The 15,645-nt window shown below is 68.5% G+C and carries 14 protein-coding genes; 11 read left to right on the plus strand and 3 right to left on the minus strand.

Annotated elements, in window-relative coordinates:
- Nucleotides 1-48 precede the first annotated feature (48 nt).
- The 11 genes from B6K69_RS13640 to B6K69_RS13690 all read left to right on the plus strand — a co-directional run bounded on the left by B6K69_RS13640 (nt 49) and on the right by B6K69_RS13690 (nt 13,333).
- Nucleotides 49-1,161, plus strand: coding sequence for an ABC transporter ATP-binding protein (locus B6K69_RS13640; RefSeq protein WP_108644170.1), 1,113 nt, complete (start codon nt 49-51; stop codon nt 1,159-1,161).
- Nucleotides 1,161-2,654, plus strand: coding sequence for a GMC oxidoreductase (locus tag B6K69_RS13645; RefSeq protein ID WP_108644171.1), 1,494 nt, complete (start codon nt 1,161-1,163; stop codon nt 2,652-2,654). The genes B6K69_RS13640 and B6K69_RS13645 overlap by 1 nt, the downstream gene beginning before the upstream one ends.
- On the plus strand, nt 2,651-3,412 hold the full coding sequence (locus B6K69_RS13650; RefSeq protein WP_108644172.1) for a 3-ketoacyl-ACP reductase: 762 nt from the start codon (nt 2,651-2,653) through the stop codon (nt 3,410-3,412). The genes B6K69_RS13645 and B6K69_RS13650 overlap by 4 nt, the downstream gene beginning before the upstream one ends.
- Nucleotide 3,413: 1 nt before the next feature.
- Nucleotides 3,414-5,000 carry a GMC family oxidoreductase gene (locus B6K69_RS13655; RefSeq protein ID WP_108644173.1) on the plus strand — a complete coding sequence of 529 codons (1,587 nt, stop codon included), beginning with the start codon at nt 3,414-3,416 and terminating at the stop codon, nt 4,998-5,000.
- 4 nt (nt 5,001-5,004) lie between these two features.
- Complete coding sequence (locus B6K69_RS13660) at nt 5,005-5,328, plus strand: Dabb family protein (protein WP_107673493.1); 324 nt, start codon at nt 5,005-5,007, stop codon at nt 5,326-5,328.
- On the plus strand, nt 5,322-6,485 hold the full coding sequence (locus B6K69_RS13665; RefSeq protein WP_108644174.1) for a dihydrodipicolinate synthase family protein: 1,164 nt from the start codon (nt 5,322-5,324) through the stop codon (nt 6,483-6,485). Before B6K69_RS13660 ends, B6K69_RS13665 begins: the two co-directional genes overlap by 7 nt.
- 27 nt (nt 6,486-6,512) lie before the next feature.
- A complete protein-coding gene (locus tag B6K69_RS13670; RefSeq protein WP_108644936.1) occupies nt 6,513-7,520 on the plus strand; it encodes a LacI family DNA-binding transcriptional regulator in 1,008 nt (335 codons plus the stop codon).
- An 8-nt stretch (nt 7,521-7,528) separates the two neighbouring features.
- Nucleotides 7,529-8,785, plus strand: coding sequence for a glycerate kinase type-2 family protein (locus tag B6K69_RS13675; RefSeq protein ID WP_108644175.1), 1,257 nt, complete (start codon nt 7,529-7,531; stop codon nt 8,783-8,785).
- 101 nt (nt 8,786-8,886) lie between these two features.
- A complete protein-coding gene (locus B6K69_RS13680; RefSeq protein WP_108644176.1) occupies nt 8,887-9,903 on the plus strand; it encodes an efflux RND transporter periplasmic adaptor subunit in 1,017 nt (338 codons plus the stop codon).
- On the plus strand, nt 9,896-13,111 hold the full coding sequence (locus tag B6K69_RS13685) for an efflux RND transporter permease subunit (RefSeq protein WP_108644937.1): 3,216 nt from the start codon (nt 9,896-9,898) through the stop codon (nt 13,109-13,111). Before B6K69_RS13680 ends, B6K69_RS13685 begins: the two co-directional genes overlap by 8 nt.
- An 18-nt stretch (nt 13,112-13,129) precedes the next feature.
- A complete protein-coding gene (locus B6K69_RS13690) occupies nt 13,130-13,333 on the plus strand; it encodes a YgaP family membrane protein (protein WP_108644177.1) in 204 nt (67 codons plus the stop codon).
- Here B6K69_RS13690 and B6K69_RS13695 read toward each other — a convergent pair.
- Genes B6K69_RS13695 through B6K69_RS13705 form a run of 3 tightly spaced genes read right to left on the minus strand, consistent with a single transcriptional unit; the run spans nt 13,326 to nt 15,572 of the window.
- Nucleotides 13,326-13,811: a gluconokinase gene (locus B6K69_RS13695; protein ID WP_228156742.1), complete on the minus strand. Its 486-nt coding sequence runs from the start codon at nt 13,809-13,811 to the stop codon at nt 13,326-13,328. The genes B6K69_RS13690 and B6K69_RS13695 overlap by 8 nt on opposite strands.
- Nucleotides 13,812-13,815: 4 nt before the next feature.
- Nucleotides 13,816-14,691 (minus strand): DMT family transporter, encoded by an 876-nt coding sequence (locus B6K69_RS13700; RefSeq protein WP_418259945.1) that lies wholly within the window; start codon nt 14,689-14,691, stop codon nt 13,816-13,818.
- Nucleotides 14,688-15,572, minus strand: a complete 885-nt coding sequence (locus tag B6K69_RS13705; RefSeq protein ID WP_108644940.1) for a LysR family transcriptional regulator — start codon at nt 15,570-15,572, stop codon at nt 14,688-14,690. The genes B6K69_RS13700 and B6K69_RS13705 overlap by 4 nt, the downstream gene beginning before the upstream one ends.
- Nucleotides 15,573-15,645 lie beyond the last annotated feature (73 nt).

The following is a 15,645-nucleotide window of genomic DNA, read 5'->3' on the forward strand; positions in this document are numbered from 1 at the left end:
GAATTTTCGAAAATTCCTGGCCCCACCCTGATCGTCCGGAGCTGACCCATGGGCTTTCTCGACATCCGCAACGTCACCAAATCCTACGGCGCCGTCGAAGTCCTTCACCGCGTCGACATCGCCGTCGATGAGGGCGAGTTCCTCGTGCTTGTCGGCCCCTCGGGCTGTGGCAAGTCCACGCTCCTGAACATGATCGCCGGGTTGGAAAACATCTCGGGCGGCGAAATCGCCATCAAGGGCCGCGTCATCAACGGGGTGCACCCGTCCAAGCGCAACATCGCCATGGTGTTCCAAAGCTACGCGCTTTACCCCAACATGACCGTTGGCCAGAACATGACCTTCGGCCTTGAAATGCACGGCGTTCCCAAGCCTGAGCGGGACAAGGCGCTGGCCGAGGTGTCGAAACTTCTCCAGATCGACCACCTGCTGGACCGCAAGCCGGGGCAGTTGTCGGGTGGGCAGCGCCAGCGCGTCGCCATGGGCCGGGCGCTGGTGCGCGACCCCGACGTGTTCCTGTTCGATGAACCGCTGTCGAACCTTGATGCGAAACTGCGCGTCGACATGCGGACCGAGATCAAGAAGCTGCACCAGAAGCTGCGCACGACCATCGTCTATGTCACCCACGACCAGATCGAGGCGATGACGCTGTCCACCCGCATCGCGGTGATGAACAAGGGCTATGTCCAGCAACTGGGCACGCCGAAGGAAATCTACGACACCCCGGCCAATGTCTTTGTGGCCACCTTCATGGGCAGCCCCGCCATGAACATCGTGCCGGCCACCGTGCGGCTGCGCGAAGGCGTGCCCCATGCCGAGTTGACCGATTCCGAAGGCCAGACCCGTCACCTCCGCTTCTCGCAGCCCGGCCTTGCCGCTTGGGACGGGCGGGACATCCTGCTGGGCATCCGCCCCGAGGCGATCACCGATCCCGAAGGCGCCGACCGCAAGTCGGGCAATATCCAGGCGCTGCCGAACCGCGTCGGCGTCACCGAACCGGCGGGGTCAGACACCTTCGTCACCATGTCGCTGTCGGGCCGCGACATCATTTCCCGGATGCGGGCCGATGTGAACGTGCAGCCCGGCCAGATGTTCGATTTTGCCGTGAACATGGAAAAGGCCGTGGCCTTCGATCCGAAGACGGAAGAACGGATCGCCCCCTGATGTCGCCCGATGTGATCATCCTCGGCTCCGGCATGGGCGGGGCCACGCTGGCCGCCGCCCTTGCCCCCACCGGCCGCCGCATCCTGATTGTCGAACGGGGCGAGCGGCTGGTTGACAGCCCCGAGGCGCGCGATCCGGTGGCGATCTTCGGGCGCGGTCACTTCAAGCCGCGCGAAACCTGGCGCGATGCCCGGGGCGCTGCCTTCAACCCCGGCAATTACGCCTGCGTCGGCGGCAATACCAAGTTCTATGGCGCGGTCCTGCTGCGCTATCGCGAAAAGGATTTCCGCCCGCTGCGCCACATGCAGGGCACCACCCCCGGCTGGCCGATCTCCTACGCCGATCTCGAACCCTATTATTCGCAGGCCGAAACCCTGTATCGCGTGCGCGGCGCCCTGGGCGATGACCCGACCGAACCGCCCCATTCCGCGCCCTATCCCTTCCCCCCCGTGCCGGACGAACCCGACATTTCCGCCCTTCGCCGCGCCTTCGCCGCGCAGGGTCTGCATGTCTCGTCCTTGCCGCTGGGGGTTGATCTTGACCGCTGGCTGGCCCGCGCCCCCACCACCTGGGATGCTTTCCCCGATACCACCGGCGCCAAGTCCGATGCCGAATCCTGCGGTCTGGCCGAGGCGCTGAAACACCCCAACGTCACCCTGCTGACCGGCACCCGCGCCACGCGCCTGCTGTCAGAAGGCCGCCGCGTGACCGGGGTCGAGGTGGAGCGCGACGGCCGGCGCGAGGTGCTGACCGCCCCCGTGGTCTGCCTGGCCGCCGGGGCCGTCATGTCGGCCGCGCTGCTGCTGGCCTCGGCCAGTGACGACCATCCGCACGGGCTGGCCAACAGCTCTGATCAGGTTGGCCGCAACTTCATGAACCACAACCTGACCGGGCTGGTTGCCTGGCATCCGTTCCGTCGCAACCGGACGGTCTATGAAAAGACCATCCAGTTCAACGACTGGTATCTGACCGGCGGTCCGAACGGCGAACCGCTGGGCAATGTGCAGATGCTGGGCCGCGTCACCGGCCCCATCCTGGCCGCCGAAGGCAACCTTCCCCCCTGGCTGGCCCGCCACATTGCCGATCATTCCATCCATATCATGGCCATGTCGGAAGACCTGCCCGATCCCGAAAGCCGCGTGCTCTGGCGCAAGAGCGGCGGCGTCGTGCTGGACTGGCGGCGCACCAATGTGGCCGCGCATGACCTGCTGGTCAAACGGCTGAAGCAGGCGATGCGCCGCGCCGGCTGGCCCATCGTGCTGTCGCGCGGTTTTCCCAAGTCGAAGCCCAGCCACCAATGCGGCACCGCCCGCATGGGCGATGACCCCACCCGGTCCGTGGTCACCCCCGACCTGCGCGCGCATGATCTGGACAACCTCTATATCGTCGATGCCTCGGTCCTGCCCACCTCGGCCGCGGTGAACCCGTCACTGACCGTTGCCGCGCTGGCGCTGCGGGCCGGGGATCATATCCGCCAGAGGCTTGCCGCATGACCGCACCCCTTGCCCTGATCACCGGCGGCCAGCAGGGCATCGGCCTTGGCATTGCCACGGCCCTTGCCGGCGCGGGCTTCCGCATCGCCCTTGTCTCGCTGCCCGCCCCCGATGCGCCCGAGGTGGGGCAGGCCCTGCACAGCCTTGGCCCGCAGGCCCGCTACTTCCGCCACGATCTGTCCGATGTCGCCGCCACACCGGCCCTGATCGCCCGGATCACCGCCGAACTGGGGCCGATCGCCACGCTGGTGCAGAACGCCGGCGTTCCCGCCCGCGTTCGGGGCGACATGCTGGACATCACGCCCGAAGCCTTCGATTTTGTCACCGGCATCAACACCCGCGGCGCGTTTTTCATGGCGCAGGCGGTGGCGCGGCACATGCTGGCCGCCCCGGCCGACCATTATCGGTCCATCCTGTTCGTCACCTCGGTCTCGGCCGCGCTCGCCTCGGTCGAACGGGCCGATTACTGCATCTCCAAGGCCGGCATCGCCATGGCCGCGCAGGCGCTGGCGCTGCGCCTTGCCCCGCATGGCATCGGCGTCTTCGACCTGCGCCCCGGCATCATCGCCACCCCGATGACCGCCGCCGTGCAGGACAGATACACCGCCCGCATCGAAGGGGGCCTCGTCCCCGCCGCCCGCTGGGGCCACCCGCAAGACATTGCCGCTGTCAGCGTGCCGCTGGCCACCGGCCAGTTCGCCTTTGCCACCGGCGCCATCCTTCCCGTCGACGGCGGGCTTTCCATTCCAAGGCTCTGACATGACCGCGTCTTACGATTTCATCATCATCGGCGGCGGCTCGGCCGGCTGCGTTCTGGCCGCCCGGCTGTCGGAAAACGCCGCCGCCCGCGTGCTCTTGCTGGAAGCGGGCGGCACCGACCGCCACCCGTTCTTCCACCTGCCCGCCGGCTTTGCCAAGATGACCAAGGGCATCGGCTCCTGGGGCTGGTCCACCGTGCCGCAGCGCCACATGAACGGGATGCAGATCCGCTACACCCAGGCCCGCGTCATTGGCGGCGGATCGTCGATCAACGCCCAGATCTACACCCGCGGCGCCGCGCAGGATTATGACGACTGGCGCCAGATGGGCTGCACCGGCTGGGGCTACGAAGACGTGCTGCCCTATTTCCGCAAGGCGGAAGACAATGACACCTGGTCGAACCGCTATCACGGCCAGGGCGGCCCGCTGGGCGTGTCGAAACCCGCCGCGCCGCTGCCCATCTGCGAAGCCTATTTCGCCGCCGCGGCCCAGATCGGAATCCCCCGGAACCAGGACATGGCCGGCGAGAAACAGGATGGCGTCGGCTATTATCAACTGACCCAACGCAACGTCCGCCGGTCCTCGACCTCGGTTGCCTATCTTGGCCCGGCCCGCCGCCGCCCGAACCTGACCGTCCGCACCGGCGCGCAGGTCTTGCGGATCGTGGTGGAAAACGGCCGCGCCACCGGGGTGGAACTGGCCGGGCAGGGCATCGTCCGCGCCGAGGGCGAGGTGATCCTGTCCTCGGGCGCCATCGGCTCGCCCCGCCTGCTGCAGCTTTCGGGCATCGGTCCGGCGGATCATCTGCGCAGCCTGGGCCTGCCCGTGGTGCTGGACCAGCCGCAGGTCGGCGCCAACCTGCAAGATCACCTTGACCTGTTCGCCATTGCCGAATGTAGCGGCCCGCACACCTATGACCGCTTCGCCAAGCCGCATCTGTCGGTGCTGGCGGGTCTGCAATACCTGCTGTCCCGCAGCGGCCCCGTGGCCTCGTCGCTGTTTGAAACCGGCGGCTTCTGGTATGCTGATCCTTCGGCCCGCTCGCCCGACATCCAGTTCCACCTTGGCCTTGGCTCCGGCATCGAGGCGGGCGTGGCCGCCATGCCGCAGGGCGGCGTCACCCTCAATTCCGCCTTCCTGCGTCCCCGCTCGCGCGGCACGGTGCGGCTGGCCTCGGCCGACCCGCTGGCCGCGCCGCTGATCGACCCGAACTACTGGCAGGACCCCTATGATCGCGAGATGTCGATCCGTGGCCTGAAACTCGCGCGGGAAATCCTGCGGCAAGACGCGCTCAGGCCCTTCATCCTGGCCGAACGCCTGCCCGGCCCCGAGGTGCAGACCGAGGCCGACTACTTCGCCTATGCCTGCGCCCATGCCAAGACCGACCACCACCCCGCCGGCACCTGCCGCATGGGCGTGGACCCGCAGGCCGTGCTGGACCCGCAGCTTCGCTTCAACGGCATTGCCGGGTTGCGCGTCGCCGATGCCTCGATCATGCCGACCGTCGTGTCCTCGAACACCAACGCCACCGCGATCATGATCGGAGAAAAGGCCGCCGATCTGATCCGTGCCGCCCACCGGATGTAACGCCATGATCCGCCACATCGTCCTTGTCCGCTTCCGCCCCGACGTGACTGATGCGCAGGCCGCCGACCTGTTCGCCCCTATCCCCCGCCTTGCCGCCAGGCTGCCGGGGGTGGCGGGCTTTGCCGCCGGCCGGTCCGAAAGCCCCGAACAGATCGAACGCGGCTATCTGCACGGCTTCACCATAGACTTCGCCGATTGGGACGCGCTGGCCACCTATCAGGCCGATGCCGAACACCGGGCTTTCGGCGCCGGCCTTGTGGCCCATGCCGCCGGCGGCATCGACGGCATCCTTGTCTTCGACCTTCCCTTCACAGGTGCCCCATGCTGACCCTGCCCACCGAAGACGGCCGCCTGGTCCCCCATGCCCTGACCGGCACGCCGCTGGTGCCGCGCGCGCCCCGCGTCGCCCTGACCCGCACCGCCTTTGCCGCCGCGCATGTCGTGTCTGATCCGCTGCGCGAACGCAGCCCCTGGGACACCCGCCCCGCCGTTGACTGGGGCGCGACCCTGGCCTTCCGGCAGGGGCTCTGGGATCAGGGCCTTGGTCTGGCCGAAGCGATGGATACCGCGCAGCGCGGCATGGGCGTTGACTGGCTGACCGCGCAGGAACTGATCAACCGCACCATGGCCGCCGCCCGCGCGCACCCCCTGCGTCCTCGTGTCGCCTGCGGCTGCGGCACCGATCACGCCGCGCCGGGCAGCCTGACCACGCCCGATGCTATTGCCGCCGCCTATGAACATCAGGCCGAGGCGATCGAAGCCGCCGGCGGCCAGCTTATCCTGATGGCCACCCGCGCCCTGCCGGCCCTCTCTGCCGGCCCCGATGCGTATCGCGCCGTCTATCGCCGCCTGATCGACGGCGCGAAAGACCCGGTCATCCTGCACTGGCTGGGCGACATGTTCGATCCCGCCCTTGCCGGCTACTGGGGCTGCGCCACCGTGGACCAGGCCTCCGATTTCGTGCTGTCGCTGATCGCGGAAAACCTCGCCAAGGTGGACGGCATCAAGATTTCCCTTCTCGATCAGTCGCATGAAGAGGCGTTCCGCGCCCGCCTGCCCGCAGGCGTCCGCCTTTATACCGGCGACGATTTCAACTATGCGCCGCTGATCGCCGGGGATGGCACCCGCCATTCGCACGCGCTTCTGGGCATCTTCGCCGCCATCGCCCCCGCCGCCTCGCAGGCGCTTGAGGCGCTGGCGCAGGGCGACCGCGCCACCTATGACCGGCTTCTGGCCCCCACGGTGCCCCTGTCGCGCGAAATCTTCCGCGCGCCGACGCGGTTCTACAAGGCCGGCATCGCCTTCCTTGCCTGGCTGAACGGCAGCCAGCGCCATTTCATCATGCCCGCCGGATTCCAGTCCAGCCGCGACATCACCCATTACGCGCAGGTGTTCCGCCTTGCGGATCAGGCCGGTTTGCTGTCCGATCCGGATCTTGCCACCGAGCGGATGCGCCTGCTGCTGCAATTGCACGGCTTCGGTTGACGGCGGGGCAGGGCAATGGGGCAGGGAATGGACCGCCGACCGACCATCGTGGATGTCGCCCGACAGGCGGGCGTGTCGAAATCGACGGTCAGCCTTGTCCTGCAGAATTCCGCGCTGGTGAAAGAGGAAACCCGCCAGCAGGTCCGGCAGGCCATGGCCGACATCGGCTATGTCTACAACCGCGCCGCCGCCACCCTGCGCAGCGCCAATGCCGGGCTGATCGGCCTTGTCATCAATGACCTGCGCAATCCTTTCTTCACCGAATTCGCCACCTCGCTGCAAATGGCCCTGTCGGCGGCGGGCTATGCCACCGTGCTGGCCAACACCGACGAAGACCCCGATCTTCAGGCTCAGGTCGTCTCGGCCATGCTGGAACACGGGGTTTCGGCGCTGATCATCGCCCCCACCTACGGGCAGGAAGACGCCACCTTCGGCGCCATTTCCCGCGCCGGCATCCCGGCCTTGCAGGTGCTGCGCAAGGTGGTGCCCGAGGTGGACCGCTTCCCCTTTGCCGCCCCCGATTACCTTGCCGGCGGTCGCCTTGCCGCCCGCCACCTGCTGGACCTTGGCGCCCGCCGCATCGCCTTTCTGGGCGGGCTGGAAGGGCGCGAGGTCACCTATCAGCGCATGTCGGGCTATCTGGCCGTTCTGGCCGCCGCCGGCCTGCCGCCGCTGGTGCTGCCCGGCCGCCCCGGCCGCGCCTTCGGGCGCGAGGCGGCCCGCCTTCTGGCCCGCAGCCACCCCGATGTCGATGCGGTGATCTGTTTCAACGATCTGGTGGCGCTTGGCCTTTTGTCCGGCTGCGCCGAAATCGGCCGCCGCGTCGGCCCCGACCTGAAGATCGTCGGCTTCGACGACATCCAGGATTGCGCGCAGGTCTTTCCGGGCCTCACCTCGGTGCGCTGCGACATTGCCTGTTTCGGCCAGCGCATGGCCGAAACCATGCTGCGCTGGCTGCGCGACGGCTGCGCGCCCCCGCCCGAAACCCTGACCCCGGTCGAACTGATCGCCCGCGGCTCCACGCTTTCCCGGTGATCCCCGCCATGGACGACCCCGCCCCCCTGCTGCGTGCCCTGTTCGACCGCGCCGTCGAGGTGGCCGATCCCATGCGCTCGCTGGCCCGCCACCTGCCGGCCCGGCCACAGGGCCGCGTGCTGGTCATCGGCGCGGGCAAGGCCAGCGCCCGCATGGCCGAGGCGGTCGAATCCGTCTGGGGCCGCTGCGAGGGGCTGGTTCTCACCCGTTACGGCTATGGCCGCCCCTGTCGCGGGATCACGATCGTCGAAGCCGCCCATCCGGTGCCCGATGCCGCCGGTCTGGCCGCGACAGACCGGATGCTGGCCCTGCTGCACGGCCTGACGCCCGATGATTTCGTGCTGGCGCTGATCTCGGGCGGTGCCTCGGCGCTGCTCTGCGCCCCGGCGGCGGGCCTGACCCTTGCCGACAAGCAGGCGGTCAATGCGGCCCTTCTTGCTTCGGGGGCGCCCATTTCGGCGATGAACACCGTCCGCAAGCACCTCAGCCGGGTCAAGGGCGGCCAGCTTGCCGCCGCCGCCTTCCCCGCCCGGATGCTGGCGCTGATGATCTCCGACGTGCCCGGCGACGATCCGGCCTTCATCGGCTCGGGCCCCACGGTGGGCGATGCCACGACCCCCGCCGAGGCCAGTGCCCTTCTGGCCCGCTGGCAGGTGCCGGTGCCCGCCGCCGTCGCCGCCGTGCTGTCGCGCCCGACCGGCGTTGTCCGCCCCGATGATCCGCGCCTGTCGCGGGTGGAAAACATCATCTGCGCCGCCCCTTCGCAAAGCCTGGCCGCTGCCGCTGACATGGCCCGAAGCGCGGGGTGCGAGGTCCGGTTCCTGGGCGATGCGCTGGAAGGCGAGGCGCGCGAAGTGGCCGCCGCACAGGCGGCTCAGGCGCTTCAGGTGCAGGCCAGTCTGCGCCCTGGCGACAGGCCGGTCCTGCTGCTGTCCGGGGGAGAACTGACCGTGACCCGGCGCGGCACCGGCATCGGCGGCCCCAACGCCGAATTCTGCCTTGCGCTGGCGCTGGCGCTGAACGGGGCAGGGGGTATTCATGCGCTGGCTTGCGATACCGATGGCGTCGATGGCGCGGCCGAGGTGGCGGGCGCCCTGATCGGCCCCGACACCCTGTCGCGCGCCCGTGCCACCGGGCTGGACCCGGCCGCCGCGCTGGCGGCCAATGATGCGCACAGCTTCTTTGCCGCCATCGACCGGCAGGTCGTCACCGGCCCCACGCTGACCAACGTCAACGACTTCCGCGCGATCCTGATCCAGCCCTGATCCCGCTTTCCGCAACGGGTGTGGACGCTCTGGCATTTACAAATGCAAAATTATGAATATATAGGAGTGTGAATCGTCCCCCTGACCCCGAGGGCCCGCCCATGAACCGCGTGATTTCCGTGATGCTGGCCCTTTGGCTACCGCTGTCGGCCATGGCCGAAACCGTCACCCTTGCCCCCGTTGACCTGACCGACTGGAAGTCCGTCTTCGGTCAGGTCGAAGCGCGCGACCGTCTGCCCGCCCGCGCCCGGCTGGGCGGCACGCTGGTCGAGCTGACCGTCAAGGAAGGCGATGAGGTCAAGGCGGGGGCCCTGCTGGGCCGCATCGTGGATGAAAAGCTGGCCTTCCAGATTTCCGCCTTTGATGCGCAACGCACCTCGCTGGACGCGCAGCTTGCCAATGCCGAGGCCGAGCTGAAGCGCGGCGAAGACCTGCTGGCCCGCGGCGTGACCACCGCCCAGCGGCTGGATGCGCTGCGCACGCAGGTCGATGTGCTGAAAGGCCAGATCGAGGCGGTCGCCGCCCAGCGTCAGGTTGTCGAACAGCAGGCCGCCGAAGGCGACGTTCTGGCCCCCGCCGATGGCCGCGTTCTGGATGTGCCGGTGGCCAAGGGCGCCGTGGTCATGGCAGGCGAAGAGGTCGTGCTTCTGGGCGGCGGCGGCATCTTCCTGCGGCTGGCCATCCCCGAACGCCACGCCGCCGCGCTGCGTGAAGGCGCCACCCTGCCCATCGAAACCCCCGAGGGCGAGGTGCAGGGCACCCTGGAACGCATCTACCCGCTGATCGAGAACGGCCGCGTCCTGGCCGATGTCGCCGTGCAGGGCCTGTCGGGCCGCTTTGTCGATGCCCGGGTGCTGGTGCGCCTGCCCATGGCCGCCCGCCCCGCGCTGGCGGTGCCGCGCGACGCGCTGATCACCCGCGCCGGGGTTGATTTCGTCGCCGTCGAAACCGCTGCCGGCCTTGCCCTGCGCACCGTCCTGCCCGGGGAACCGCAGGTGATCGGCGGTGTCGAAAGTGTCGAGGTTCTTAGCGGCCTGCAGCCCGGCGACCGCATCCGCACCGATGGCGCCACCGCCGCCGCCGAGATCACCGCCGCCGAAGGGGCCGGCCATGACTGACCGCCCCTCGCACCCGCTGGGCATCGCCGGCGGCCTGACCCGCAGCTTCATCGCCTCGGCGCTGACACCGCTGTTCATTCTGGCCGCGCTGGCCGCGGGCCTTGTCGCCCTCACCTCGCTCCCGCGCGAAGAGGAACCGCAGATCTCGGTTCCCATGGTGGACATCTTCGTTCAGGCCCCCGGCCTGCGCGCGGAAGATGCGGTCAAGCTGGTGACCGAACCGCTTGAGATCATCGTCAAGGGCATCAACGACGTGGAACACGTCTATTCCCAGACGCATGACGACAGCACCATGGTCGCCGCCCGCTTCAACGTCGGCACCAAGGCCGAAGACGCCATCCTGCGCGTCCACGAAAAGCTGCGCGCCAACATCGACCGGCTGCCGGTCGGCATTCCCGAACCGCTGGTCGTCGGGCGCGGCATCGACGATGTGGCGATCCTCTCGCTCACCCTGTCGCCCCGCCCGGGCCAGCAGGTTTCCTCGGCCGACCTGACCCGCATCGCCCGCGCCTTGCAGGCAGACCTTGCCAAGACTGATGACGTGGGCCTGACCTACCTTGTCGGCGACGCGACCGAAGCGATCCGCATCGCCCCCGATCCCGACCGGCTGGCGCTTTACGGCGTTACCTTGCAGCAACTGGCCGGCAAGGTGCAGCAGGCCAACCGCACGCTGAACACTGGCCGCATCCGCGACGGTGGCGACCAGATCGACCTTGTTGCCGGTGAAACCCTGCGCGCCCCGTCCGAGGTGGCGAACCTGCTGCTGACCACCCGCGATGGTCGCCCCGTGTATGTCGCAGATGTGGCAACCGTGTCATACGTCCCTGACACGTCAGACCATATCGTCGCCATGGTCACCCGGGCCGAAGACGGCAGCCTGATCCGCACCCCCGCTGTCACGCTGGCCATCGCCAAACGCGCCGGCGCCAATGCCGTGGTGGTGGCCGAGGCCGCGCTGCACCGCCTGCACGCCGCCGAAGGCACCCTGATCCCCGACAGCGTTCAGGTCACCGTCACCCGCGACTATGGCGAGACGGCCAATGAAAAGGCCAATGAACTGCTGTTCCACCTGGGCCTTGCGACGATCTCGATCATCGTCCTCGTCTGGGTCGCCATCGGCTGGCGCGAGGCGATGGTGGTGGCCATCGTCATTCCGGTCACCATCCTGCTGACGCTGTTTGCAAGCTGGATCATGGGCTACACGCTGAACCGCGTCAGCCTCTTCGCGCTGATCTTCAGCATCGGCATCCTGGTTGATGATGCCATCGTGGTGATCGAGAACATCGCCCGCCACTGGGGTATGAAGGACAGCCGCCCCCGCGTGCAGGCCGCCATCGACGCCGTGGCCGAGGTGGGAAATCCCACCATCGTCGCCACGCTGACCGTGGTCGCGGCGCTGCTGCCCATGCTCTTCGTCTCGGGGCTGATGGGCCCCTACATGTCACCCATCCCGGCCAATGCTTCGGCGGCGATGATCTTTTCCTTCTTCGTCGCCGTCATCATCACCCCCTGGCTGATGGTCAGGATCGCCGGCCGCGCCGACATGTCGGCGCACGGGCATGACGATGCCCACAGCACCCCCGGCGGCAAGCTGGGCCGGCTTTACGTCGCCGTCGCCCGCCCCGTTCTGGCCAGCCGGAAAAGCGCGCTGGTCTTCCTTCTGGGCACCGTGGTCCTGTCCTTCGGCTCGCTGGCCGCGCTTTACACCAAGGATGTCACGGTCAAACTTCTGCCCTTCGACAACAAGTCGGAACTGTCGGTGATGATCGACCTGCCCGAAGGCGCCTCGGTCGAGGCGACCGACCGCGTGGCGCAGGATGTGGCCGCCGTGGTGATGGGCCTGCCCGAGGTGCTGTCGGTCCGCACCCATGCCGGCACCGCCGCGCCCTTCAACTTCAACGGTCTGGTGCGGCATTACTTCCTGCGCGCCTCGCCCGAACTGGGCGAGGTGGAAATCCTGCTCACCAACAAGGCCGACCGTGACCGCCCCAGCCACGCCATCGCGCTGGACATCCGCGAACGGATGAAGGCCCTGACCCTGCCGCCCGGCACCGTGCTGAAAACCGTCGAGCCGCCGCCGGGCCCGCCCGTCATGGCCACCCTCCTGGCCGAGGTTTACGGCCCCACGCCCGAGGCGCGGCGCGAAGCGGCCACCCGCATCCGGCAGGCCTTTGAAAGCGTGCCCTTCGTGGTGGATGTGGATGACAGTTTCGGCACCCGCGCCCGCCGCCTGCGCGCCACCATCTCGACCGATCAGCTTGAATTCTTCGGCGTGCAGGAACAGGACGTGTTCGATACGCTGGCCATCCTGAACGGCGGCCAGACCGTCGGCTATTCCCACCGGGGCGAAGGGCGGATGCCGCTGCCGCTGCGGCTGGAACTGCCGAAGAACCGCCGCGTTCTGGACGAAACCTTCCTGACCACGCCCATTCCCGCCAACACCCTGCCCGGTGCGCGCGGCGTGGTGGAACTGGGCGATGTCGTCACCGTGGCCGGGGAACAGGCCAGCTATCCGATCTTCCGCCACAACGGCCGTTCGATCGAGATGGTCACCGCAGATATGGCCGGCGATTTCGAAGCGCCGCTCTACGGGATGCTGGCCGTGGCCGATGCCGTCCGCGCGATGGACTGGCCGGCGGGGCAGGCGCCCGACATCAGCCTGCACGGCCAGCCGCAGGATGAATCGAAGGTCACCCTCCTGTGGGATGGCGAATGGGAAGTGACCTGGGTCACCTTCCGCGACATGGGCGCCGCCTTCGGCGTGGCGCTTCTGGGTATCTACATCCTTGTCGTCGCGCAGTTCGGCAGCTTCAAGCTGCCGCTGGTGATCCTGACGCCCATTCCGCTTACCTTCCTTGGCATCATGCTGGGCCACTGGCTGTTCGGCGCGCCGTTCTCGGCCACCTCGATGATCGGCTTCATCGCGCTGGCGGGCATCATCGTGCGCAATTCGATCCTGCTGGTCGATTTCATCCGCCATGCCACGCCGCCCGGCAGCCGCCCGACCGTGGCCACGCTGATCGAGGCCGGCGCGATCCGCTTCAAGCCCATCCTGCTGACCGCCATCGCCGCCATGATCGGCGCGGCGGTCATCCTGGCCGACCCCATCTTCCAGGGCCTCGCCATCTCGCTTCTGTTCGGCCTGCTGACCTCGACCCTGCTGACGGTTCTGGTCATCCCGGCCATCTACCGCGTCTTCCGCAGTTGAACCCTGAAAGGAAACCCCATGACCCTTGATCGTTCCGTGATGCTGTTCGCCGGCTGCATGGTGCTGCTCAGCGTGCTGTTGACGGCCTATGTCTCGCCGCTGTTCGTCTGGTTCACCGTGTTCATCGGGCTGAACCTGATCCAGTCCTCGTTCACCGGCTTCTGCCCGGCGGCCATCGTGTTCAGGAAGCTGGGCATCCGCGCCGGCTACGCCTTCAACTGAACCGGCCCGACACCGCCGCCATCGCGGCCGCCAGCACCTGCGCGGGCGGCTGCGTGCCGTCCAGCGTGACGGCCTCATCCGGCCCCGGCACCTCAAGCGTGGCAAGCTGGCTGTCCAGCAGCGCGGGCGGCATGAAATGCCCCTTGCGCGCCTGCATCCGCGCCGCCAGCTCGGCCCTCGGCACCGCCAGATACAGCAACCGCACCCCGCCCGCCGCGCGCAGCCGGTCGCGATAGGCGCGTTTCAGCGCCGAACAGGCCACCACCACCGGCGCCCCTTCGGCCAGCACCTGCGCCACCCGGTCCAGCCAGGGCGCGCGGTCGGCATCGGTCAGCGCCTCGCCCCGCGCCATCCGCGCCACATTGGCCGCCGGGTGCAGGTCGTCGGCATCTACAAAGCGCGCGTCCAGCGCCTGCGCCAGCCCCGCCGCCAGCGTGGACTTGCCGCAGCCCGACACCCCCATCACCACCACGCGCACGGGCCTATTCCTTCAGCAGCAGCGCCAGCGCCACGCAGGTCAGCGCCACCCCCGGCGCCACCAGCGCCGCCGGAACCGTGCCATGCAGTGCCAGCTCCCACAGGATCACCCAGCTTGGCACCAGATAGGTATAGGCCATCACCTTGGCCGCCGGCAGCCGCAGCGCCGCATATTGCACCAGAAAGAACGTCGCCGCCGTTGCCGCGACCGAGACATAGGCCAGCGTCACCCAGACCACGCCCGGCAGCGCCGCCCAGTCGGTGGCCAGCAGCGCCGGCCCGCCCCAGACCAGCATCGCCGCCGTGCCCGCGACCATGGTCCAGAAGGTGAAGACAATCGCCGGTTCGCCCCGGTTCAGCTTGCGCACCAGCGCGGCATACAGCGCATGGGCCGCGCAGCCCCAGAAATAGATCGCCTCGCCGCGCCCCACCTCCAGCCGGATCAGCGCCGCCAGATCGCCGCGAAAGATCACCCACAGCGCCCCCGCCGCGCCCAGTGCAAGGGCCAGCGCCATCCGCGCGCCGGTCCGCTGCCGCAACAGCAGCCAGCCGAACCCCGCCGCCATGACCGGCGTCAGGGTAAAGACCGCCGCCGTGGAAACCGCCGTCGCCGTTTTCAGCCCTTCGAACATCAGCACGAAATAGGCCGCCATCAGCGCCCCAAGCGCCAGATAGCGCCACGGCGCCGCCAGCGCCGCGCGGGGAAAGCCCCGCGTCAGCCCGGCCACGGCCCCCACCAGAACCGCCGCCACCGCGAAGCGCGCCGCGGTGATCGCCGCCGGGTCGATCAGCGGCGCCGCCAGCTTGCCCAGCGAGAATGACCCCGCCACCAGCGCCGAAAAGCCCAGCATCGCGGCATGGCCGCGGCGGCTTTCGGTCAACTGCACAGCCGCCAGTCCTTCGCCGCCTCTTTCAGATGGGTGACAAAGGCCTGCACCTTGCGGGTGCGGTGCAGGTCGACATGGGTGACGATCCAGAGCGGAGAGTCCCACTCGACCCGGGGCGCCAGCACCTCGACCAGATCGGGGTCGCCCGCCGCCCGATAGGCCGACAGGAAGCCGATCCCCGCCCCGCCGCGCAGCGCCGCTTCCGAGGCGGCCGGCTCGGTGGTGCGGAACCCCATCTGGTCGGCCGCCACATGGTCGCGCAGCCAGCGGTAGAACGGTGCCCGGCTGGCCTCGTTGTCGGGCGAGATGAAGCGGTGCCCGGCGAAATCCGCCTCGGATGCCGGCAGGCCATGCGCGGCCGCATAGGATTTCGCCGCGTAAAGCCCGGTCTTCAGCCGCACCAGCGGCTGCACCACATTGTCCGGCTCTTCCGGCACCGACCCTGCACGAATGGCGACATGCGCCTCGCCATAATCCAGCCGGAACAGCCGCATGTCGGTCAGAAAGCGGACAATCACCGCAGGCCAGCGCGTCTGGAATCCGGTCAGCACCGGCACCAGCAGATCGGGGATTCCGGCGATGGATGTCACCACCAGCTCGCCCTGCACCGTCTCGCCCTGACCCTTGATCCGGTTCTGCAACTGGGCGAACTGCTCTTCGGTGGCCTGCGCCACCGACAGCAGGTCACGCCCCGCCTCGGTCGCGGTATAGCCACGGGCATGGCGCTGGAAAAGCCGCGTCCCCAGCCGCTTTTCCAGCGCGTCGATATGGCGGATCACGGTCGCATGATGCACGCCCAGCACCTCGGCCGCGCCGGAAACCGTGCCCATGCGCGCCACCTGAAAGGCGGTGCGGATCTCGTCCCAGTTTTCCATCATCGGACCCTTTGCCTGTGCGCTGTCGCACAGCAAAGAAGAAACCCGATGCCACCGCAAGGCCGAAAAGGGG

The organism is Pseudogemmobacter blasticus, from assembly GCF_003071405.1.
GTDB classification, from domain to species: Bacteria; Pseudomonadota; Alphaproteobacteria; order Rhodobacterales; family Rhodobacteraceae; genus Pseudogemmobacter; species Pseudogemmobacter blasticus.